Raw genomic sequence first — 18,823 nt, forward strand, 5'->3', positions numbered from 1 at the left:
AAGGGCTTTTCTGGAATATTTAACAGTGGGGTTGTTGTAAAGCCTCACATTGTAGATGAAGTTATTAATTACAATGGTATTGTACAGTACAAGGCAAGACCGAAAATAGTTAATGTAATTCCTTCCTCAAAAAGGAGCACTATGGAAGCAAGTTATTTGATGATTAATCTACTCAAAGATGTCGTAAAATATGGAACAGGTGTTAGAGCATACATAGATGGTAGGGAAATTGCGGGGAAAACTGGTACTGCGGAGCAATTTGCATGGTTTATGGGTGCAGATGGAGAAAAAATGATGATTATTTCACAGGATGGAAAAGATCTACTAGGTGGAAGAGATGTTGCGCCTATCTGGCGTAAAATTGCGTTAAAAACGGATATAGGGAAAACTCCTTTTGTAATAAGCTCAACATATAGAAAATTAAATGTTATTAGAAATGATCCTATGAAATACATTGACTATGAATACCTATACAACATGATAAAAGAAGGTACTCTGACAATTGAAGAGCTGGCAGGTATCTTAAAAACTTTTGATGAAGATTCACTTCTTGAATTTCTTTCATACATGAATACTGTTTCTCAAGAGATTACAATAACTTTATGGAATATGCTTGGAGGTGGTTAAGTTGAAGTTCTTTTATAATCTTAAAAAAGCAGATTTTGGAGAGTATGTAGTAATAGAAATTACAGATGACAAGAATATTGGAATTGGTGCAATCATACCTGAAAGATCAAAAGGAGAAAATTATAAAACGATCATGGGAGCTATTGAAGAGTACAGATATATTGTAGAAAAAGCTAATATAGAAGATGCATTTGAAATACCATATAAACTTGAAAAGTATTTTCCAAATCATCCAAAGGTTATCTTTGCAATAGATGCAGCATTCAAAGAACTTTATTCTAAAACATACAATATTTCACTTGTTAAACTAATCGGTCAAGAAAACATTCAAGAATGTAAGGAACCACTAGAACAAGAAAAGGTTTTTCCAGAAGAATATGGATTTATTGATATAGTAAAGGTTCTACCAAAAGTTTATCTTGAAGACTCAACATTTGTTTTAACAAAGTATCCTGAGGGAGAAATGTTTGAAGTTTTAAAGGCACTTTCAACAAATTATAGATACGTTGAAGTTTTAAGTTATAAAGATAGGTTCATATAGAAGATAAATATTAACTAAATTTTGAGCATCCAATCTAGGATGCTCTATTTTTTTTAAATATATGGCTTTTTATGTTTTAACTTTTAATTTTTTTATTTTTCTTTATACTAGCTTAACATTTCAGATTTAACCGGATTATAATTGTAAACATTTACATTGGTATAATTCAGATGTAGTCTTGTGTAGTGTCTATTTTAAAACCTATATTATACTTTAAAAGGAGGGGGTAGTATGAAAAAGATTTTCACGCTTTTTGTAATTTTGTCGGTATTTGCATTAGTTGTTTTTGCAGATGATGTTGTTTACAAAAGGGATGAAACATTGTATGCTGGAGGAGGTCTTTGGGCACCACCATCAAACTGGAATCCAATTACTCCATGGAATGCTGTAACGGGAACTGTTGGTTTGATTTATGAAACACTTTTTGCATATGATCCTTTAAAAGACGAAATGATTCCTTGGCTTGCTGAAAGCGGAAAATGGACATCAAGTAATACCTATGAAATCAAAATTAGAAAAGGCGTAAGATGGCACGATGGTTATCCATTCACTTCAAAAGATGTGAAATTTACATTCGAAATTGCAAAAAAATACTCTGAAATTTCCTACAGCTCAATATGGACTTGGCTTTCAAAAGTAGAAACTCCTGATCCTTACACAGTTGTTTTCACATTCGATTCTCCAAGATACCATGAATGGACCTACCAACTTTATCAACTTCCTATCATTCCTGAACACATTTGGGCAAACCGCACAAAAGAAGAAATATTAAGTGGTTCAAATGAAAAAGCAATTGGTACAGGTCCTTATCTTTTTGAAACTTACAGTGATGATAGAATGGTCTATCTTAGAAATGAAGATTGGTGGGGAATTGATGTATTTGGAAAACCAAAACCAAAAAGAGTTGTATATCTAAGAGTTTTGAGTAATAATGTAGCACTTGGAATGATAATGAAAGGTGAACTTGATATCTCAAACTTCTTCCTTCCAGGAGTTCCAACCTTGAAGAAAATGTACAGTACAGTACATACTTGGTATGATAATAAACCATATATGCTTTCAGACAATACAGTTTTCTTATTCTTAAACACAACAAAGAAACCACTTGATGATCCAAAATTAAGAAGAGCACTTGCATTTGCAATAAATCCAGCAGTTATATCAGAAAAAGTATTTGAAGGACAAGTTCTTGCATCAAATCCTGTTGGATTCTTACCAGTTAAAGGTTGGATGAAGTTCTATCCAGAAAATGCTGTAAAAAAATATGGATTCAGACCTGATAAAGAAATGGCTAAAAAATTACTTGATGAAGCAGGATACAAAGATGTAAATAATGATGGATTCAGGGAAACTCCAGATGGAAAGCCATTTAAATTTGATATAATTGTTCCATTTGGTTGGACAGACTGGATGGAATCTATAAAGATAATTGCAGCACAATTTAGAGAAATTGGTATAAATGCTGAAGCAAAATTCCCAGATTACAGTAAGTATTGGGAAGATTTAACAAGTGGAAAATTTGATATGGCTATAAATAACTTCAATAGTAATTTGACTGCAACTCCATGGACTATGTATAACTGGTTGTTCAATTCAAATATAGATAAATACATGTACAATGGAAACTTTGGAAGATATGTAAATCAAGAATTGTTTGATCTTATTACACAAATGAATATGACACCAATGGATGATATCCAAGCAAACAAGGAAATTACAGAAAAAATAGCAACTATATTCCTTAATGAAATGCCAGCAATTCCACTTTGGTTTAATGGTCTTTGGTTCCAAGCAAGTACTCAGGTATGGAAGAATTGGCCAAGCGAAAAGAATCCATATGCCTATCCAGTCACTTGGGCAGGAAGATGGCAAACTGGTGGAGTTATGATGTTATTAGGGCTTGATAATAAATAATTCTAAGAGGTGTATCAGATGAAAAAATACTTGAGAAATAAGATAATCATTTACATTCTTACTTTCATTTTCGCTGTAACTATAGATTGGTTGATTCCCAGGCTGATGCCTGGGAATCCCATACTCGTTCTTGTTTCAAGGTTTTCCGGTCTTCCTGATGCAGCAAAAGTTATGTACAGTTATCTTACAAAAGCTTTTGGCCTTGATCAACCACTATGGACTCAGTATGTGAATTTTTGGATAGCCTTCTTTAAAGGTGATTTAGGAATTAGCATTTATCTTTATCCAAAACCTGTACTTGATGTTTTAAAAAGCGCATTACCATATTCCTTGGGATTACTAATTCCTTCAATTTTAATAAGCTGGATTATAGGAAATAATCTTGGTGCATTTGCTGCAAGAAGAAAAAAGTTTGATTCATTTATGTTACCAGTAATGTATTTCTTAACAGGTGCACCATATCTGTGGCTTGGTATTTTGCTTGCATACTTTTTCGGTGTTGTTTTAAGATGGGTACCTATTGCAGGTGCTTACAGCTTTTCCTTAAGGCCTCATTTTTCCTGGACTTTTATAGCTGACTTTTTAAAACATTGGATTTTACCATTTTTATCACTTTTCATTGTCCAATTAGGTGGTTGGGCTATTGGTATGAGAAATATGGTTATTTACGAACTTGAAAACAATTACGTAAGGTTTTTAGAAACAATGGGAGTTAAAAGAAGCCTTATAAAAAAATACACTTTTAGAAATGCAATACTTCCTCAGGTAACTGGTCTTGCACTTCAACTTGGTACAGTAATTGCAGGACAAGTGGCAACTGAAGTTGTATTTTCTTACCCAGGAGTTGGATATATATTAACGCAAGCTATCTTAAACCAAGATTATTTCCTAATTCAAGGATGTTTCTTATTTATAATCATTGGTGTTCTTGTTGCAAATTTCACGGTCGATCTTGTGTATATGATTCTTGATCCAAGAATTAGATATTCTTACGGTGGTGAAGCATAATGAGGGAAATAATGTTTTTTGCATTTAGGAATAAAAAATTAAATATTGGGCTTTCAATTGTTTTATTTTTCCTCTTGCTTGCAATTTTTGGCCCCTATATATCAAAATATAAAGATCCACTAGAATATGTTGGTATGGGATACCAACCTCCAAGCAAAGAATTTTGGCTTGGTACAACAACCTTTGGTCAAGATGTTTTTACCCAACTTGTATTTGGTCTAAGAAGCTCATTTTTTGTAGGATTGATTGGTGGAGGACTTGCAACTTTTGTGGGGCTAATTGTAGGTTTTTTTGCAGGATACGAAGGTGGAATTATTGATGAAATTTTAATGATGCTTACTAACATATTACTCGTTATTCCAACTCTTGCTCTATTAATAATAGTTGCATCTTATTTACCATATAGAGGAGTCTTTATACAGAGTGTAATAATAGGTCTTACTGCATGGCCTTGGACTGCAAGGGCCGTAAGGTCTCAGACATTGTCGTTGAAAATGAGGGAATTTGTAAATCTTGCTAGGATTACAGGAAGGTCTCACTTAAAAATAATCCTTTATGAAATACTTCCAAATATGCTTTCATATGTTTTTATGGTATTTATATTACAATTTGGTGGTGCGATCCTTGCAGCTGTTGGTCTTGATTTTATTGGTCTTGGCCCAACTCAGGGAATATCTTTAGGATTAATGATGCAAAATGCAGTTCTATGGAATGCAATTCAGCTTGGAATGTGGTGGTGGGCAATTCCACCTGGATTGGTTATAACCCTCATTGTAGGTGCATTGTACTTTATGAATACAGGGCTAGATGAAGTATTTAATCCAAAATTAAGGGAAATGTAAGCAAAAGGAGTTGGTATAGAGAATGCTTGCCGTTAACGGTTTGAAATTGTACTATAAAACACTAAAAGGCTATGTTAAGGCTGTTGATGACGTTAGTTTTGATCTTAAAGACAATGAAATTTTAGGGCTTGCTGGTGAATCAGGATGTGGTAAATCTACTTTAGTAAATGGACTTATACTTTTAAAACCTCCTTTAAACTATTTTGGAGGAAACGTAATTTTAGACAATGAGCTTTTACCAATAAACGATTTTGAAAAGATGAATGATTTTAGGTATAAACGATTGTCTATAATTCCTCAGTATGCAATGGATGCTTTAAATCCAACAAGAAAAATAGGTGTTTATATAAAAGAAGTATTAAAGAGTAAAGGTATAAACTATGACAGTATACATGATAGATTAATAGAGAGGTTAAAATTTGTAAATCTTCCAGAAAGAGTTTTAAAAATGTATCCTATTGAACTTTCAGGTGGTATGAAGCAAAGATTGGTAATGGTTATAAGCACGTTACTTAATCCCTCATTGTTAATTGCAGATGAGGTAACTTCAGCTTTGGATGTATCTTCACAAAAATCCGTTTGTTTAATGATTAAAGGTTTCAAAGATGAAGGAATTGTAAAATCATTAATCTTTGTAACTCATGACCTCTCAGTCTTATATCAAATTGCTGATAGAATAATGGTAATGTACGCAGGAAAAGTTGCCGAAATAGGTACCACACAGCAAATAATAGAAAATCCTGTACATCCTTATACCAAAATGCTTCTTTCTTCACTTCCGGAGGTTGGAATCAGATATACAGATACAAGATTAAAAGGAATACCAGGAAGACCTCCACAACTTTTAAATCCTCCAAAGGGTTGTAGATTTAAAGATAGATGTCCATTTTATTCAAGTCAATGTGACAGTGAACCACCTAAAGTTCAAGTAGAAGATAATCATATTGCTTACTGTTGGAAGGTGAATAAGAATGATTGAAGTTACAAACTTGACAAAAGCCTATAGCATTGGTTCGTTTGGTAAAGAAAAGTTTTATGCGGTTGATAACGTTTCTTTTAAAATAGATGACAATCAAATAGTTTCTTTGATAGGAGAAAGCGGAAGTGGAAAGACAACTATAGGAAAGTTGATATTAAAACTTATAAAACCAACGTCTGGTGAGATTCTTTTCCAAGGAAAGAATATTAAAAATCTTAAAAACAAAGAATACTATAGGTATGTGCAGGGAGTTTTTCAGGATCCGTTTAGTTCGTACAATCCTATATTTAAGATCAATAGAGTTTTTGATATGGTAAGAGAAGAATTTTATCCAAAAACTGACAAAGATAAATGGAATGAAAAAGTAGAGAAGGTCATATCAGAGGTAGGATTAAATCCAAAAGAAATTCTTGGTAAATTCCCACATCAATTAAGTGGAGGACAACTTCAAAGATTATTAATTGCTCGTACTCTGTTAATGGAAACAAAGTTTTTGGTTGCTGATGAAATTATAAGTATGCTTGATGCTTCAACAAGGATAGATATATTAAATATTTTGATTGATTTAAAGGAAAAGGGACTCTCAGTATTATTTATAACGCATGATTTATCACTTGGATATTATACAAGTGATAAGACAATAATTTTATACAGAGGATCAATAATGGAATATGGTGATACAGAAAAAGTTTTTAATAATCCATTACATCCTTACACTATAATGTTGATGAATTCAGTTCCAACTATGAATAAGAAATGGACAAAGGAAGAACTCATTGCAGAAAGCAGACGAACTCCTCCAGGATACTGCAAATTTTACGATAGATGTCCTTTGGCGGATAAAGAATGTAAAAATGTTCAGCTAAAAAAGGTTGAAGAAGAACACTACGTTGCTTGTGTAAAAAAATAAACTAAGGAGTGATAGTAGAATGAAAATTTTTGCGGGAAAACTTTCAAATATTCCTTGGCAGGAAAGACCAAAAGATTCAAGTGAACTCATTTGGCGATATTCAAATAATCCGATTATTAAAAGAGATCAAGCAAAGGATGCTAACAGTATATTTAACAGTGCAGTTGTTCCATTCAAGGATACATTTGCAGGTGTATTTAGAGTAGATGATAGGGCAAGAAACATGAATATAAGAAGGGGATTTAGTAATGATGGAATCAACTGGAAGATAGATGACAAACCAATAGAATTTATTCAGGAAACAAGAGATGAGTTAAAAAGTGAATACAAGTATGATCCAAGAGTTACTTTTATTGAGGACAGATACTGGATAACCTGGTGTAATGGTTACAATGGCCCAACTATTGGTGTTGGTTATACATTTGACTTTGAAAAATTTTATCAAATGGAGAATGCATTTTTGCCTTTTAATAGAAATGGAGTCCTTTTTCCAAGAAAAATAAATGGAAAATATGCAATGCTCAGCAGGCCTTCTGATAACGGACATACTCCATTTGGTGATATATTCTATAGCGAAAGTCCAGATATGATACATTGGGGTGTGCATAGACTCGTTATGAAAAGTGGTTATACGCCATGGCAATCTCTTAAAATAGGAGCAGGACCTTCTCCAATTGAAACGGATGAAGGTTGGCTTTTATTTTACCACGGTGTTTTGCTCTCCTGTAATGGTTATGTGTACAGCTTTGGTGCTGCATTACTTGATTTGGATAAACCATGGAAAGTAATTAAGAGGTCAAAATCTTACCTTTTATCACCGCAAAAACCGTATGAATGCGTCGGTGATGTACCAAATGTTGTTTTTCCTGTTGCTTGTTTAGTAGATTCAGAAACCGGTAGATTAGCTCTATATTACGGAGCAGCTGATACGGTTGTTTCACTTGCTTTTGGATACTTACATGAAATTATTGACTGGCTAAAGTATGAAAACTAATTTTTAGATTTGGAGGGATTAAAATGTTCTCTAAAGACTTTTTATTTGGAGCATCTTTGTCTGGGTTTCAGTTTGAAATGGGAAATCCAAATAATGAAGAGGAATTAGACAAAAACACAGATTGGTTTGTTTGGGTAAGAGACTTAGGAAATATAATTAATGGGAAAGTTAGTGGGGATCTTCCTGAATATGGTGCAGGATATTATACTAATTACAAGGCCGTTCACAATCTTGCAAAAGAATTTGGAATGAATGCTTTAAGAATTGGAATAGAATGGTCAAGAATTTTCAAAGAAAGCACAAAAGATATTAGCTTAGATGATCCTAACATGTTAGAAAAACTTGATCAACTAGCTGATAAAAAGGCGATTGAACATTATAGAGATGTATTAGAAGACATAAAAAGCAAAGGACTTGTAGCTATTGTTAATTTGTCACACTTTACTTTACCACTTTGGCTTCATGATCCAATAAATGTACACAAAGGAAAGGAAACAGAAAAGCTTGGTTGGGTAAGTGATGATGCACCAATAGAATTTGCTAAATATGCAGAATACATCGCATGGAAATTTAAAGATATTGTTGATATGTGGTCTTCAATGAATGAACCTCACGTAGTAAGTCAGCTTGGTTATTTTCAAACAAGTGCAGGTTTTCCACCAAGCTATTTTAATCCTTCATGGTATCTAAAAAGTCTTGAAAATCAAGCTTTAGCACATAACCTTGCTTATGATGCTATAAAAAAACATACAGACAAGCCAGTTGGAGTTATTTATTCATTTACGTGGTATGATACAGTTAATAATGATGAAGAAATATTCGAAAGTGCAATGTTTTTAAATAACTGGAATTATATGGATAGAGTAAAGGATAAAATTGACTTTGTAGGTGTAAATTATTATACAAGGGCTGTTATAGACCGACTTTTGGTTCCTATAAAAATTGATAATTATGAATTAAATTGGTATACTCTTAGTGGTTATGGGTATTCATGTGTTGAAGATGGTTTTGCAAATTCAAAAAGACCTTCAAGCGAAATTGGTTGGGAGATATATCCAGAAGGGCTTTATAATATTCTCAAAGAAATATACAATAGATATGGAAAGCAAATCTATATAACGGAAAATGGTATAGCAGATTCAAGTGATAAATACAGAAGCTTTTATATTATTTCCCACCTTTATGCAGTAGAAAAAGCAATAAACGAAGGAGTGCCAGTAAAAGGATACCTTCATTGGTCAATAATAGATAATTATGAATGGGCAAAAGGTTATGGTAAAAGATTTGGACTTGCCTATACAGATTTTGAAAGAAAAACTTATATTCCAAGGCCTTCTATGTATATTTTAAGAGAAATAATAAAAGAAAGAACTATTGATAAGTTTAAAGGATATGATCCGTACGGATTAATGAATTTTTGATTAAAAGAGGGTGAGATTTTTGGTAACTATAAAAGATGTTGCAGAACATGCAGGTGTTTCTATAGCAACAGTTTCAAGAGTAATAAATGGCGCAAAAAATGTAAGTGATGACACTAGAAAAAAAGTTATTAAAGTTATTAAAAAGCTAGGGTATAAACCCATGCCATCACTGAGGAATCGCTCAGAACTATTTTATACTCTAGGAGTTATGGTCCCTGATTTAAAGGGATATCATTATAATGAAATACTTATGGCAATTGAAGAATACGCCTCTGTTCATGGCTTTGAAATAATGGTTTCAGTTCCTAAAATGTCTCCGGAAGAAGAAAAACATGTATTAGACCAATACTTCAAGAGAAAAATAGATGGTATTATTCTTTGTGAGTTGTTTGGGGATACCGACTATTTAGAGCCATTTATTAACAGCGGTGTCCCCATTGTTGCATTAGACTATTATATTGAAGAAATTCTTTGTGATTCTGTCAATATCGATAATGTTTCAGGTGCACGTAGTGCAATGAAATATCTTTACAATATGGGACACAGGAATATTTTATACATTAGAGGGGTTGAAAAATCTCCTGCATCTAAAAATAGAGAAAAAGGTATAGAAAAATTTTTAAGAAAGCATAAAGATGTACAAGTATACTTTTCAGAACATAGTGGATATAATCCAAGCGACGGATATGAGGCAGTAGAAAGTTTTTTAAAAAAGCATGGTTTAAAATTTACAGCTATTTTTGCTGTAAATGACTGGGCATCGATAGGTGCTTTAAGGGCATTGTACGATCATGGCCTAAGGGTTCCAGATGACGTCTCAATTATTGGGTACGATAATGGTCCAGTTTCTGAGTACTTATACCCACCCCTTACAACAATACATCAACCAAGGCGGGAAATGGGATTAACTGCTGCACAACTTTTAATAGAAAGAATACTTGGAAAAGGCCCAAAGATACCAAGAAATGTTGTTCTCCCTACAAAATTAATTGAGAGAAAGTCTGTAAAGAAGGTGGAACCATGAGGAACTTTTTTAAAGTCTTTACATTAGTTTTGGTGGTGATTTCTGTGCTGCTGTTTGGTGAAAATAAAAAACTTACGGCATTTGATTACAATAAAATGATAGGTATAGGAATTAACATGGGAAATGCGCTTGAAGCACCATTTGAAGGTGCATGGGGAGTGGTTATAAAAGATGAATATTTTGAAATAATAAAAGAAAAAGGATTTGATTCGGTTAGAATACCTATTAGATGGTCTGCGCATATTTTAGATAAACCACCTTATACAATAGAAAAGGATTTTTTAGAAAGAGTAAAACATGTGGTTGACAAGGCTTTAGAAAATGATTTGATTGTAATAATTAATTGCCATCATTTTGAGGAGTTATATGAAAACCCGGAAAAGTACGGAGAAGTTCTTTTAGAAATTTGGAAACAAGTATCAAGCTTCTTTAAAGATTATTCTGACAAGCTTTATTTTGAAATATATAACGAACCTGCAAAAAATTTAACCCCAGAAAAATGGAATGATTTGTATCCAAAAGTTTTAAAAGAAATCAGGAAAACAAACCCATCAAGAATTGTAATAGTAGATGTGCCTCATTGGGGAAATTACAATTACATCAATCAGCTAAAACTTGTAAATGATCCATATTTAATTGTATCTTTTCACTACTATGAACCATTTAACTTTACTCATCAAGGTGCCGAATGGATAAATCCGCGCCTTCCGGTGGGTGTTAAGTGGAGTGCAAAAAGTTATGAAATAGAACAGATAAAATCACATTTTGAATATGTAGATTCCTTTTCAAAAAAGTACAATGTTCCAATATTTTTAGGAGAATTTGGGGCTTACTCGAAGGCAGATATGGACTCTCGAATAAAATGGACTAAAGCAGTAAGTCAAATTGCTAGAGAATTTGGATTTTCAATTTGTTATTGGGAATTTTGTTCTGGTTTTGGGCTTTACAATAAAATAACAAATACTTGGAATGAAGGATTGTTAAACGCTGTTTTTGGAAAATAAAATGATTTATATTTGCTTTTTAATCCAGCCAATATGGCTGGATTTTTTTGTTGTATAATATTTATGTACTATTAAATTGGAGGTGTAAATATGGAAAGAACTTTTGTGTATTTAAAACCAAATGCAGTAAGAAGAGGTTTAGTTGGAGAAATAATAAAAAGATTTGAACAGAGGGGAATAAAAATAGTAGCATTAAAACTTTTATGGATGAGCAAGCAACAAGCAGAAAAATTGTATGAAATGCACAAAGGTAAAAGCTTTTACAACGATTTAATAGATTTTGTAACGGGCGGACCAATCGTTGCAATGATAGTAGAAGCACCACGAGTAATCGAGATGGTAAGACATATAATTGGAGATACAGATCCGTTAAAAGCAGGAACCGGTACAATTAGAGGTGAGTTTGCGCTTACAATAACTAAAAACTTAATTCATGCGAGCGATTCAAAAGAGAACTTTGAGAGAGAATACAAAATATTCTTTTCTGATGATGAAATTATAGATTACTACCTTGATGTTCAAGATGATATTTAAAATAAGTAGCAGAGTGCCACTTATTTTTTTGAAAATTCCTTTCTAATTAACAAGAGCATAACAATAAATGTTGCGATTGATAAATATAAAAGGTATAAAAAGTCGCTTTTTATACTAACGCCATTAAGTTGATAATTTCTAATAGCATAAGTTAATCTATATGCTGGGGTGAAACTGGAAAGTTTGAACATGAATTTTGGAAGTGTTGTGACTGGCGTTATACTTCCGCTTGTAAAAAAGAAAAACATTGACAGAGAAACGCCAAATATATTCGAAATTGCCCTGTTTTGAGAAAGACAAGACATTATTAATGCAAGTGATGCGTGAAATACTATTCCAACAATGGATAAAGGTAAGAATATAGATAGTTCTATCTTTATTCCCAAAAAATATCCTGCTATGTAAACAGCTATAGATACGAATAGTCCTAGAAAGAACAGTGCCAAAAATTTGTTTAATCCATATACGTACCATTTTTCATTATTTACTTTGAATATTGATATTAATCCAAGGTCTCTGTCGTTGACAACCGTTAATACACCAATAGATAAAATTATAAAGATCACTGATAAAAATAAAATAGCGGGGGAAAATAAATAACCAAAATCAGTTTTAAAGTTTTTTGTTTTAGGAACAAAACTTGGAGCTGGCGTTTCATTGCTGACAAATAAATATCTTAAAACCTGCGGATTAAAAAATGGTGAGCCGCTTAAATCATTAAATACAGAATTTAAAACATTATATATTCCAACAGAAAGTTGTAAATCAACAGGGCTAGGGATAAAGTCAATATTTACCTTTTCGCCTTTATATAGTGCATCTGTAAAGTTTTCAGGTATAACCATTACGGCATTTAGTTCACCATTTTGTAGAAACCGCGAGTAATCTCCATCTACGTAAGTTAGGGTTCCTCCTTTAAAAAATGACATAACAAGTTTGATGGTAAACTTTGATAGAGGTGAATTATCTAGATTATATACTCCTAACTTGATACTAGTAACTCCAAATCCATTAAAAAATATTATACTTGCTATTGTTAAAACAACTGGTAATAAAATAATTAGAATTATATTTAAAGGTTTTCCAAGAAGCCTTTTAAATTCATACCATACTCTCACAGACAATCTACCCCTTTTACTTTAAAATTACTATTGAACTTCTTCCATATATTCTTACTGCATCTTCTATGAAATCAGGATTATGCTTTGAAGATAGAACAAATAGAACTCTTCTTTTTACAACAGGTACATCAACATGGCCGTCTGTAAATATAATAATCCCTTCAACATTGTGCGATTGTGCTAAATCAACTGCCGGTTGTAAGTTTGTCTCTCCTCCACCATATATTTCTAAATCTTTCCATTTTCCCGAAGAATACTCCGTAACCATTGTAACTGCCTGGTCAACTTGTATTAAAAGAAGTTTTGAATCGTATTTTGCTATTTTTTCAATTTCAGTTAGAAACTGATTTAATTCTTCTTCAATAATACTCGCGCTTGTGTCTACAATAACGGCAAGTTTTGAGTTGTATTCATATTTCCAGCCAGGTTGGTCATCATATCTTCTGTTTGGCCTTAAAGGTGTCCTATATTTGTCTCCCTTTATACTAGCATTTGAAAATCTTCTTATTAAAGTCTCCCAGTCAAGAGTTGATTTTTGAAGTGATATGTTGATATTTTGTTTCAGTCCCGATTCAAGTTCTTTTCCAAACATGTTGAATGCTTTTCCTACTTTGTCTTTAGTTATTTCTATTATCATTTCTATTGGTAAATCTGATTCAAAGTTATGATCATCCAAAGAATCTGGCAGAGCTTCTATATCAAAATCTCCTTTTTTTTCAAATTCCTTCATCATCCAATCAAAATATTCCTCAGCGGTTTTGTTAATCATAAATGGTGGTGGTGCAGCAAACATATATTCATTATCAACGCCATGGCCTTCTTGAATCAATACGTTTAATGGAACACTTCTTGCATCGAGTTCTGGAATATATTGATTGATAGCAGCATCCATTGCAAGATCCCATATCTTTTTTTCTCTATTATTTTTTGGCTTTATCCTAAAATGCTGATTTATAATGTGCATAAGTTCGTGTAATATCAATGATTCAACAAACCAAATTGGTTTTTTGTTTATCTTTTTGTTGTATAAAAAAAGAATTTCACCATTTTTGGTGAATTTAATTGACATTGTTTTAACATTATTGTCTTCTTTTAAAACAACTCCTAAAAGAAGGTAAGCATAGAAAGGACTTTTTTTCATTAAATTTTGAAAGGCTTTTTCAATAACCATTTACTTCAACCTCTATTCCAAAGCTAACGAGCTGATCATTGAAAAGTGGCAATGAAAGATAATCAATCCATCTATACTTGAAACTCATTCCTAGAAAGATTCTAATATCTTTCATAAAGTATGATACAAGTAATTCAATGTTGTACCTAAAAATATCTTCAGTATTAAAAATAGAAGGAAAACCAGTTTCGCTTCCAGGATCATAGTATAAATATACAGCGGAATACTCAAAATTAAAATCTAATCTAATATTTTTTGTAAAATAATATGCCGGAGCCATACCAACGTATATTCTTCCGGTCTCTGTAGTTTCATCGTAATTTTCTGGTGCGTGGAAGGAAGTTTTTACAAAAGATTTAAAGTAAAAATTGTTAATAGAAGTATCAAAGAATACTTCTAGTAAACTATTTGAATTGTTTAACAAATAGCCTATATTTATACCATAGTCTAAGAATTCAGAAGGAACAATCAAGCCAAACTGAGAATAAGGATAGCCTATCCTTATTCTAAAATTTTCTATTTTTTCAGAAAACCATACTCCTTGAGAAGTTGAGAATCCAAATTTCATTGAGAAGGAGAAAATAGAGATAGATATAAGAATAATTGTAATTAATTTTTTCAAAAAAAGCCCCTCCTTTACCAAAAAAATTATATCATAAATTATAACCCAATGGAAATTTAAAAACAAAAAAGTTTAGAATCTACCTATGAGGAAGTAATTGATTTAACATAAAGGTTAACTAAAGATAGGTAAAAAAAAGATGAAAAAAAGAAAGTAACTAATTAACTATCTAAAAAATAAAAGGGAAAGAATGATATTTTCAAAAAATTAAGAAAAAAACAAGTTTCAAAAAGCTAATTAAAAATATTTCTTTGAAGAGGAGTGAAAACCTGACAATTCCTCAAGTTTTGAATAGCTCTTGGGTTTATCCCGTTTAGAATCTACCTAGAGCAATAGAAGAAAACCTCTATCTAAGTTTAGCTATTTAAAGTGCTATTTATGTTTAAAATATGTCTATGAAGAAGAAATAGTTTTAAAATTTGTTTTTGAAAAATAAGGCAACCAATATCATATTTGAATAATAAAAAGGAGGGCTTTTGGCTCTATTTTTGTTTAATATATATTAATAAATTTGATTTTTTTCAAAAACAAGGCTTAAAAACAGAAAAATTAATTTTAAGTGACTGTATGCTAAAAAATTCACGTGTTGACATATTTGAATTATCAGGTTAAAATAATCGTGAAAATAATAACGTTATATTTTTCACGAATAAAATAGGTGATTATATGGTTATAAAAATTTGTATGGGAAGTTCTTGCCATTTAAAGGGTTCGTATGAAGTAGTAGAGAAAATCAAAGAGATGAATCTTGAAGGTGTTAAGTTGTATGGTTCGTTATGTTTTGGAAAATGTGCTAATGGAATAAACATTGAGATAGATGGAGTGTTGATTTCTAGTGTTACTCCGGATAATGTTAAGGAAAAAATTGAAAAATTCCTAAAAGAAGGGAATTAATATGGAAAAGTATATTATTTCAAATCAAGCTAATTGTAAATATTGTTATAAATGCCTTAGGAATTGTCCTGTAAAGTCTATATCGTTTTCTGATAATATTTCGAAAGTTATTGATAGTGAATGTGTATTGTGTGGTAAGTGTATTGAAGTTTGCCCGCAAGATGCAAAAAAATATTTATTTGAATATGAACGATTGAAATATTTTTTTGGAAAGAAATTCTTGGTATCTGTTTCTCCTTCGTTTTTTTCTCACTTTGATGAACCTTTCAAAGTTATTTCTTATTTAAAGAAAAATGGAGCTATTATTAGTGAAACTTCAATTGGAGCTGAATTAGTTTCCAATGAGTATAAAAAGCTTTCAGGAATAAAGATTAGCACAGCATGCCCAGTGGTGGTTGATTTAGTTGAGAAATATTATCCCGAAAAAATTAAATATTTATCACCGGTAGTTTCTCCAGCAATCGCACATGCAAGGTTCTTAAAGCAATATTTTGGAAATTATCCCCTAGTTTTTATTAGTCCTTGTATTGCTAAAAAGCGTGAGCTTGAGGAAGAATATGATTTGGTCTTAACATTTGAAGAACTTGAAAAATTTTTAGAATCTGAAAAGGTAGATATATTTGATTTTGAAGATGATTTTCCACAGGAGCCGCATCCAAAATTAGCAAGATTTTATCCTATTTCTGGTGGAATATTAAAAACTCTTGGAGAAACTTTTGAACAAGTTTTTAATGTTGAGGGAGTAAAGAATATAAAAGATTTTTTAGATAGAGTTGATGATATAGATGGGAATTATTTTGTAGAAATGTCTGCATGTATTGGAGGGTGTATAGAAGGTCCTGCATCAAGAAAAGATATAAGTCAGCTTGAAAAAAGAATAAGATTATCTCAAAATATTAAAAAAATTCCCGAAGGACTGGCAATAGAAAATGTTGAATTAGATTTAAAAAGAGAGTTCAAGGATAAAAAACATTATCACAATTACACAGAACAACAAATTCAAGAAGTTTTATTCTCGATAGGTAAAACAGACAAATCTAAGGAGTTAAATTGTAGTGCGTGTGGGTATGATACTTGCAGAGAAAAGGCAATTGCAGTTCTTGAAAAGAAGGCTGAAAAGGAAATGTGTATAACTTACCTTATAGATAAAGTTTCTACTGTCAGTAATATGGTTGTAGAAGAAACACCAAACCTTATATTAATTGTAAAAGATGGAAATATAAATTACAAAAATAAAGCAGCTCGCCTTACTTTTATGAGTTTATCTAACAAAAAGTTATGGGAAATTTTAAAAGATGTAGAGCAAAGTGAATTCAAGGAGATAGCTTTAAATAACAAAAATTTGAAGTTTTTCGTTAAAAAATTTAGTTTACCAGAGGATAGTGGTGAAGTATTTATTTTAACAGATGTTACAAAAGAGCTAGAGCAAGAAGAAAGGGTAAAGATAATAAAGAAGCAGACAATTGAAAAGATTGAAGAGGTTTTAAATAAACAAATGCTATTAGCTCAAGAAATTGCAAGCCTTTTAGGAGAATCTATTGCAGAAACAAAGTCTCATTTTACGGAATTTAAAAGATACATGGAGGAAGAAAATGATTACTTGTGAGATAAATTATGCGTCGAAAAATAAAAAAGGCGAATGGGTCTGTGGAGATTCTATAAAGATAAAAAGAAACGAAGAAAAGTGCGTAGTTAGTGTTTCAGACGGCTTGGGAAGTGGTGTTAAAGCAAATATATTATCAACGTTAACAGCTACGATGGCAACGACGATGGTTTTTAATGATGTACCTATAAAAGAAGTTTTTACATCTATTATATCTACACTTCCCACATGTAAGGTAAGAAAAATAAGTTATTCAACGCTTGCTACATGTTTAATAGACTACAAGAAAAAAAGGTGTACTATTTTTGAATATGAGTTTCCTTTGATTTTTTATTTTAGAAATGGCGAGCTTTTAAATTTAAAAAAGATTGTGAAAAAAGTAGAAAATAAAAAATTGACAGTTAGTGAAATAGATATCAAAATAGGTGACTCGATATTTTTAATGACAGATGGAATATCTCAAGCAGGAATGGGAACTGATATGTATCCATTTGGATTTGGAGAAGAAAATATAATTTTTGAGTTAAAAAATCTTTTAAAAAACAAGGTAGAACATGAAAATATTGTCAAGCATATGATTAGATTAGCAGAAAAGCTCGATAGGTATTCAAAAGGTGATGATGCATTAATAGCAGGTTTGAAAATAAGGGAGAAAAGAGTTTTGACCATAATGGTGGGGCCCCCTGAAGACGAGAGTAAAGATAGAATAGTTGTTGAAAAACTTTTAAATTCAAGAGGTAAGAAGGTTATATGTGGTGGAACAACTGGTCAAATAGTTGAAAGAATAACAGGAAAAAATATAGATGTAGACGTTAGAACAATTTCAAAAAATTCGCCGCCAATAGGGTATATGGAAGGAGTAGATCTTGTAACAGAAGGAATAATAACCTTAACACAAGTTTTTAGATATTATGAGAATCAAATAGAAGAACTTGGTATTGGGGCAAAAAAATTAATTGAGATGTTAGAAGATGCAGATGTAATAAATTTTCTTGTGGGAAGAGCAATAAATCCAGCACATCAAAATCCATTATTTACACATGATATTTCTTTAAAATTTAGGCTGATAAACGATATTTCGAAGATACTTGAAAAAAGAGGAAAAATAATTAATCTCGAATATTTTTAGGAGGTGCAGTGATGGAAAGAAATTTTGAAAAAGTTGAAGAAATTTTAAAAAAACATGGATATGAAAAAAAGAACTTAATAAAGATACTTCTTGACGTGCAAAAAGAGTACAGACATATTCCAAAAGAAGTTGTGAATTATCTTTCAGTTGCACTTGATATACCTCCTGCAAAGATATTTGGTGTTGCAACCTTTTACGCACAATTTTCACTTAAACCAAAGGGAGAATATACTATTTTAATTTGTGATGGAACAGCATGTCATATGGAAGGTTCTATGAGCCTTATAAAAGCAATTGAAGAAGAAGTTGGAGTAAAGCCTGGGGAGGTTACTCAAGATCTTAAATTTAGTTTAGATAAAGTTGGTTGTCTTGGAGCATGTGCACTTGCACCAGCAATGGTTATTAATGGTGAAGTTTATGGAAATCTCACTCCTGAGAAAACAAAAGAAATTTTAAGAAAACTTAAAGAAGGAGATGATAGATAA

Annotated in this window: 19 protein-coding genes; 16 read left to right on the plus strand and 3 right to left on the minus strand. The window is 31.7% G+C overall.

Translation table 11 applies throughout. The annotated features are described in order from the left end of the window. From JG780_RS03660 to ndk, 12 genes are all read left to right on the plus strand, one after another. On the plus strand, nt 1–627 hold a 627-nt coding region (locus JG780_RS03660; RefSeq protein ID WP_287569229.1), incomplete at its 5' end, for a penicillin-binding transpeptidase domain-containing protein. After that, entirely contained in the window at nt 620–1,168 is a 549-nt protein-coding gene (locus JG780_RS03665; RefSeq protein WP_232617838.1) for a hypothetical protein, read from the plus strand. The genes JG780_RS03660 and JG780_RS03665, both read left to right, overlap by 8 nt. 231 nt (nt 1,169–1,399) lie before the next feature. Further along, complete coding sequence (locus tag JG780_RS03670) at nt 1,400–3,082, plus strand: ABC transporter substrate-binding protein (protein WP_287569230.1); 1,683 nt, start codon at nt 1,400–1,402, stop codon at nt 3,080–3,082. Between the two features lie 18 nt (nt 3,083–3,100). Then, complete coding sequence (locus JG780_RS03675; protein ID WP_004100322.1) at nt 3,101–4,090, plus strand: ABC transporter permease; 990 nt, start codon at nt 3,101–3,103, stop codon at nt 4,088–4,090. Beyond that, nucleotides 4,090–4,932 carry an ABC transporter permease gene (locus tag JG780_RS03680; protein WP_004100324.1) on the plus strand — a complete coding sequence of 281 codons (843 nt, stop codon included), beginning with the start codon at nt 4,090–4,092 and terminating at the stop codon, nt 4,930–4,932. The genes JG780_RS03675 and JG780_RS03680 overlap by 1 nt, the downstream gene beginning before the upstream one ends. Nucleotides 4,933–4,954: 22 nt before the next feature. Continuing rightward, nucleotides 4,955–5,911 carry an ABC transporter ATP-binding protein gene (locus JG780_RS03685; protein ID WP_004100326.1) on the plus strand — a complete coding sequence of 319 codons (957 nt, stop codon included), beginning with the start codon at nt 4,955–4,957 and terminating at the stop codon, nt 5,909–5,911. After that, nucleotides 5,904–6,821 (plus strand): ABC transporter ATP-binding protein, encoded by a 918-nt coding sequence (locus JG780_RS03690; protein WP_004100328.1) that lies wholly within the window; start codon nt 5,904–5,906, stop codon nt 6,819–6,821. The genes JG780_RS03685 and JG780_RS03690 overlap by 8 nt, the downstream gene beginning before the upstream one ends. A gap of 19 nt (nt 6,822–6,840) precedes the next feature. Next, nucleotides 6,841–7,815, plus strand: a complete 975-nt coding sequence (locus tag JG780_RS03695) for a glycoside hydrolase family 130 protein (protein ID WP_287569231.1) — start codon at nt 6,841–6,843, stop codon at nt 7,813–7,815. Between the two features lie 23 nt (nt 7,816–7,838). Beyond that, on the plus strand, nt 7,839–9,236 hold the full coding sequence (gene bgaS, locus JG780_RS03700; RefSeq protein ID WP_287569233.1) for a beta-galactosidase BgaS: 1,398 nt from the start codon (nt 7,839–7,841) through the stop codon (nt 9,234–9,236). 19 nt (nt 9,237–9,255) lie between these two features. Next, the gene (locus tag JG780_RS03705; protein WP_287569234.1) at nt 9,256–10,260 is read left to right on the plus strand and encodes a LacI family DNA-binding transcriptional regulator; all 1,005 of its coding nucleotides are present in this window, start codon (nt 9,256–9,258) and stop codon (nt 10,258–10,260) included. A 44-nt stretch (nt 10,261–10,304) separates the two neighbouring features. Then, nucleotides 10,305–11,264: a glycoside hydrolase family 5 protein gene (locus JG780_RS03710; RefSeq protein WP_287569235.1), complete on the plus strand. Its 960-nt coding sequence runs from the start codon at nt 10,305–10,307 to the stop codon at nt 11,262–11,264. A gap of 90 nt (nt 11,265–11,354) precedes the next feature. Continuing rightward, complete coding sequence (gene ndk, locus JG780_RS03715; protein ID WP_004100342.1) at nt 11,355–11,798, plus strand: nucleoside-diphosphate kinase; 444 nt, start codon at nt 11,355–11,357, stop codon at nt 11,796–11,798. A 20-nt stretch (nt 11,799–11,818) separates the two neighbouring features. Here ndk and JG780_RS03720 read toward each other — a convergent pair whose 3' ends face one another. The 3 genes from JG780_RS03720 to JG780_RS03730 are packed head-to-tail and all read right to left on the minus strand — an operon-like array spanning nt 11,819 to nt 14,712. After that, the gene (locus tag JG780_RS03720; protein WP_287569236.1) at nt 11,819–12,916 is read right to left on the minus strand and encodes an ABC transporter permease; all 1,098 of its coding nucleotides are present in this window, start codon (nt 12,914–12,916) and stop codon (nt 11,819–11,821) included. A 16-nt stretch (nt 12,917–12,932) separates the two neighbouring features. Then, the gene (locus JG780_RS03725; protein WP_012579793.1) at nt 12,933–14,090 is read right to left on the minus strand and encodes a vWA domain-containing protein; all 1,158 of its coding nucleotides are present in this window, start codon (nt 14,088–14,090) and stop codon (nt 12,933–12,935) included. Further along, entirely contained in the window at nt 14,080–14,712 is a 633-nt protein-coding gene (locus tag JG780_RS03730; RefSeq protein ID WP_004100347.1) for a hypothetical protein, read from the minus strand. The genes JG780_RS03725 and JG780_RS03730 overlap by 11 nt, the downstream gene beginning before the upstream one ends. A gap of 636 nt (nt 14,713–15,348) precedes the next feature. Between JG780_RS03730 and JG780_RS03735 the strand changes: the two genes are divergently transcribed. The 4 genes from JG780_RS03735 to JG780_RS03750 are packed head-to-tail and all read left to right on the plus strand — an operon-like array spanning nt 15,349 to nt 18,823. After that, nucleotides 15,349–15,606 (plus strand): NAD(P)H-dependent oxidoreductase subunit E, encoded by a 258-nt coding sequence (locus tag JG780_RS03735; protein ID WP_258167446.1) that lies wholly within the window; start codon nt 15,349–15,351, stop codon nt 15,604–15,606. 1 nt (nt 15,607) lies between these two features. Continuing rightward, entirely contained in the window at nt 15,608–17,212 is a 1,605-nt protein-coding gene (locus JG780_RS03740) for a [Fe-Fe] hydrogenase large subunit C-terminal domain-containing protein (RefSeq protein WP_004100350.1), read from the plus strand. Continuing rightward, nucleotides 17,199–18,338 carry a SpoIIE family protein phosphatase gene (locus JG780_RS03745; RefSeq protein ID WP_114702970.1) on the plus strand — a complete coding sequence of 380 codons (1,140 nt, stop codon included), beginning with the start codon at nt 17,199–17,201 and terminating at the stop codon, nt 18,336–18,338. Before JG780_RS03740 ends, JG780_RS03745 begins: the two co-directional genes overlap by 14 nt. A gap of 11 nt (nt 18,339–18,349) precedes the next feature. Further along, on the plus strand, nt 18,350–18,823 hold the full coding sequence (locus tag JG780_RS03750; protein WP_004100354.1) for an NADH-quinone oxidoreductase subunit NuoE family protein: 474 nt from the start codon (nt 18,350–18,352) through the stop codon (nt 18,821–18,823).

It is taken from the genome of Thermosipho sp. (in: thermotogales) (assembly GCF_020054775.1).
In the GTDB taxonomy this organism is placed as follows: Bacteria; Thermotogota; Thermotogae; order Thermotogales; family Fervidobacteriaceae; genus Thermosipho; species Thermosipho africanus.

Excerpts from the sequence above, each read along its gene's own strand:
- JG780_RS03685 (WP_004100326.1), top strand. The coding sequence starts at position 4,955 with ATGCTTGCCGTTAACGGTTTGAAATTGTACTATAAAACACTAAAAGGC.
- JG780_RS03740 (WP_004100350.1), top strand. The coding sequence starts at position 15,608 with ATGGAAAAGTATATTATTTCAAATCAAGCTAATTGTAAATATTGTTAT.
- JG780_RS03675 (WP_004100322.1), top strand. The coding sequence starts at position 3,101 with ATGAAAAAATACTTGAGAAATAAGATAATCATTTACATTCTTACTTTC.
- JG780_RS03680 (WP_004100324.1), top strand. The coding sequence starts at position 4,090 with ATGAGGGAAATAATGTTTTTTGCATTTAGGAATAAAAAATTAAATATT.
- bgaS (WP_287569233.1), top strand. The coding sequence starts at position 7,839 with ATGTTCTCTAAAGACTTTTTATTTGGAGCATCTTTGTCTGGGTTTCAG.
- JG780_RS03725 (WP_012579793.1), bottom strand. The coding sequence starts at position 14,090 with ATGGTTATTGAAAAAGCCTTTCAAAATTTAATGAAAAAAAGTCCTTTC.
- JG780_RS03750 (WP_004100354.1), top strand. The coding sequence starts at position 18,350 with ATGGAAAGAAATTTTGAAAAAGTTGAAGAAATTTTAAAAAAACATGGA.
- JG780_RS03690 (WP_004100328.1), top strand. The coding sequence starts at position 5,904 with ATGATTGAAGTTACAAACTTGACAAAAGCCTATAGCATTGGTTCGTTT.
- ndk (WP_004100342.1), top strand. The coding sequence starts at position 11,355 with ATGGAAAGAACTTTTGTGTATTTAAAACCAAATGCAGTAAGAAGAGGT.
- JG780_RS03745 (WP_114702970.1), top strand. The coding sequence starts at position 17,199 with ATGATTACTTGTGAGATAAATTATGCGTCGAAAAATAAAAAAGGCGAA.
- JG780_RS03695 (WP_287569231.1), top strand. The coding sequence starts at position 6,841 with ATGAAAATTTTTGCGGGAAAACTTTCAAATATTCCTTGGCAGGAAAGA.
- JG780_RS03670 (WP_287569230.1), top strand. The coding sequence starts at position 1,400 with ATGAAAAAGATTTTCACGCTTTTTGTAATTTTGTCGGTATTTGCATTA.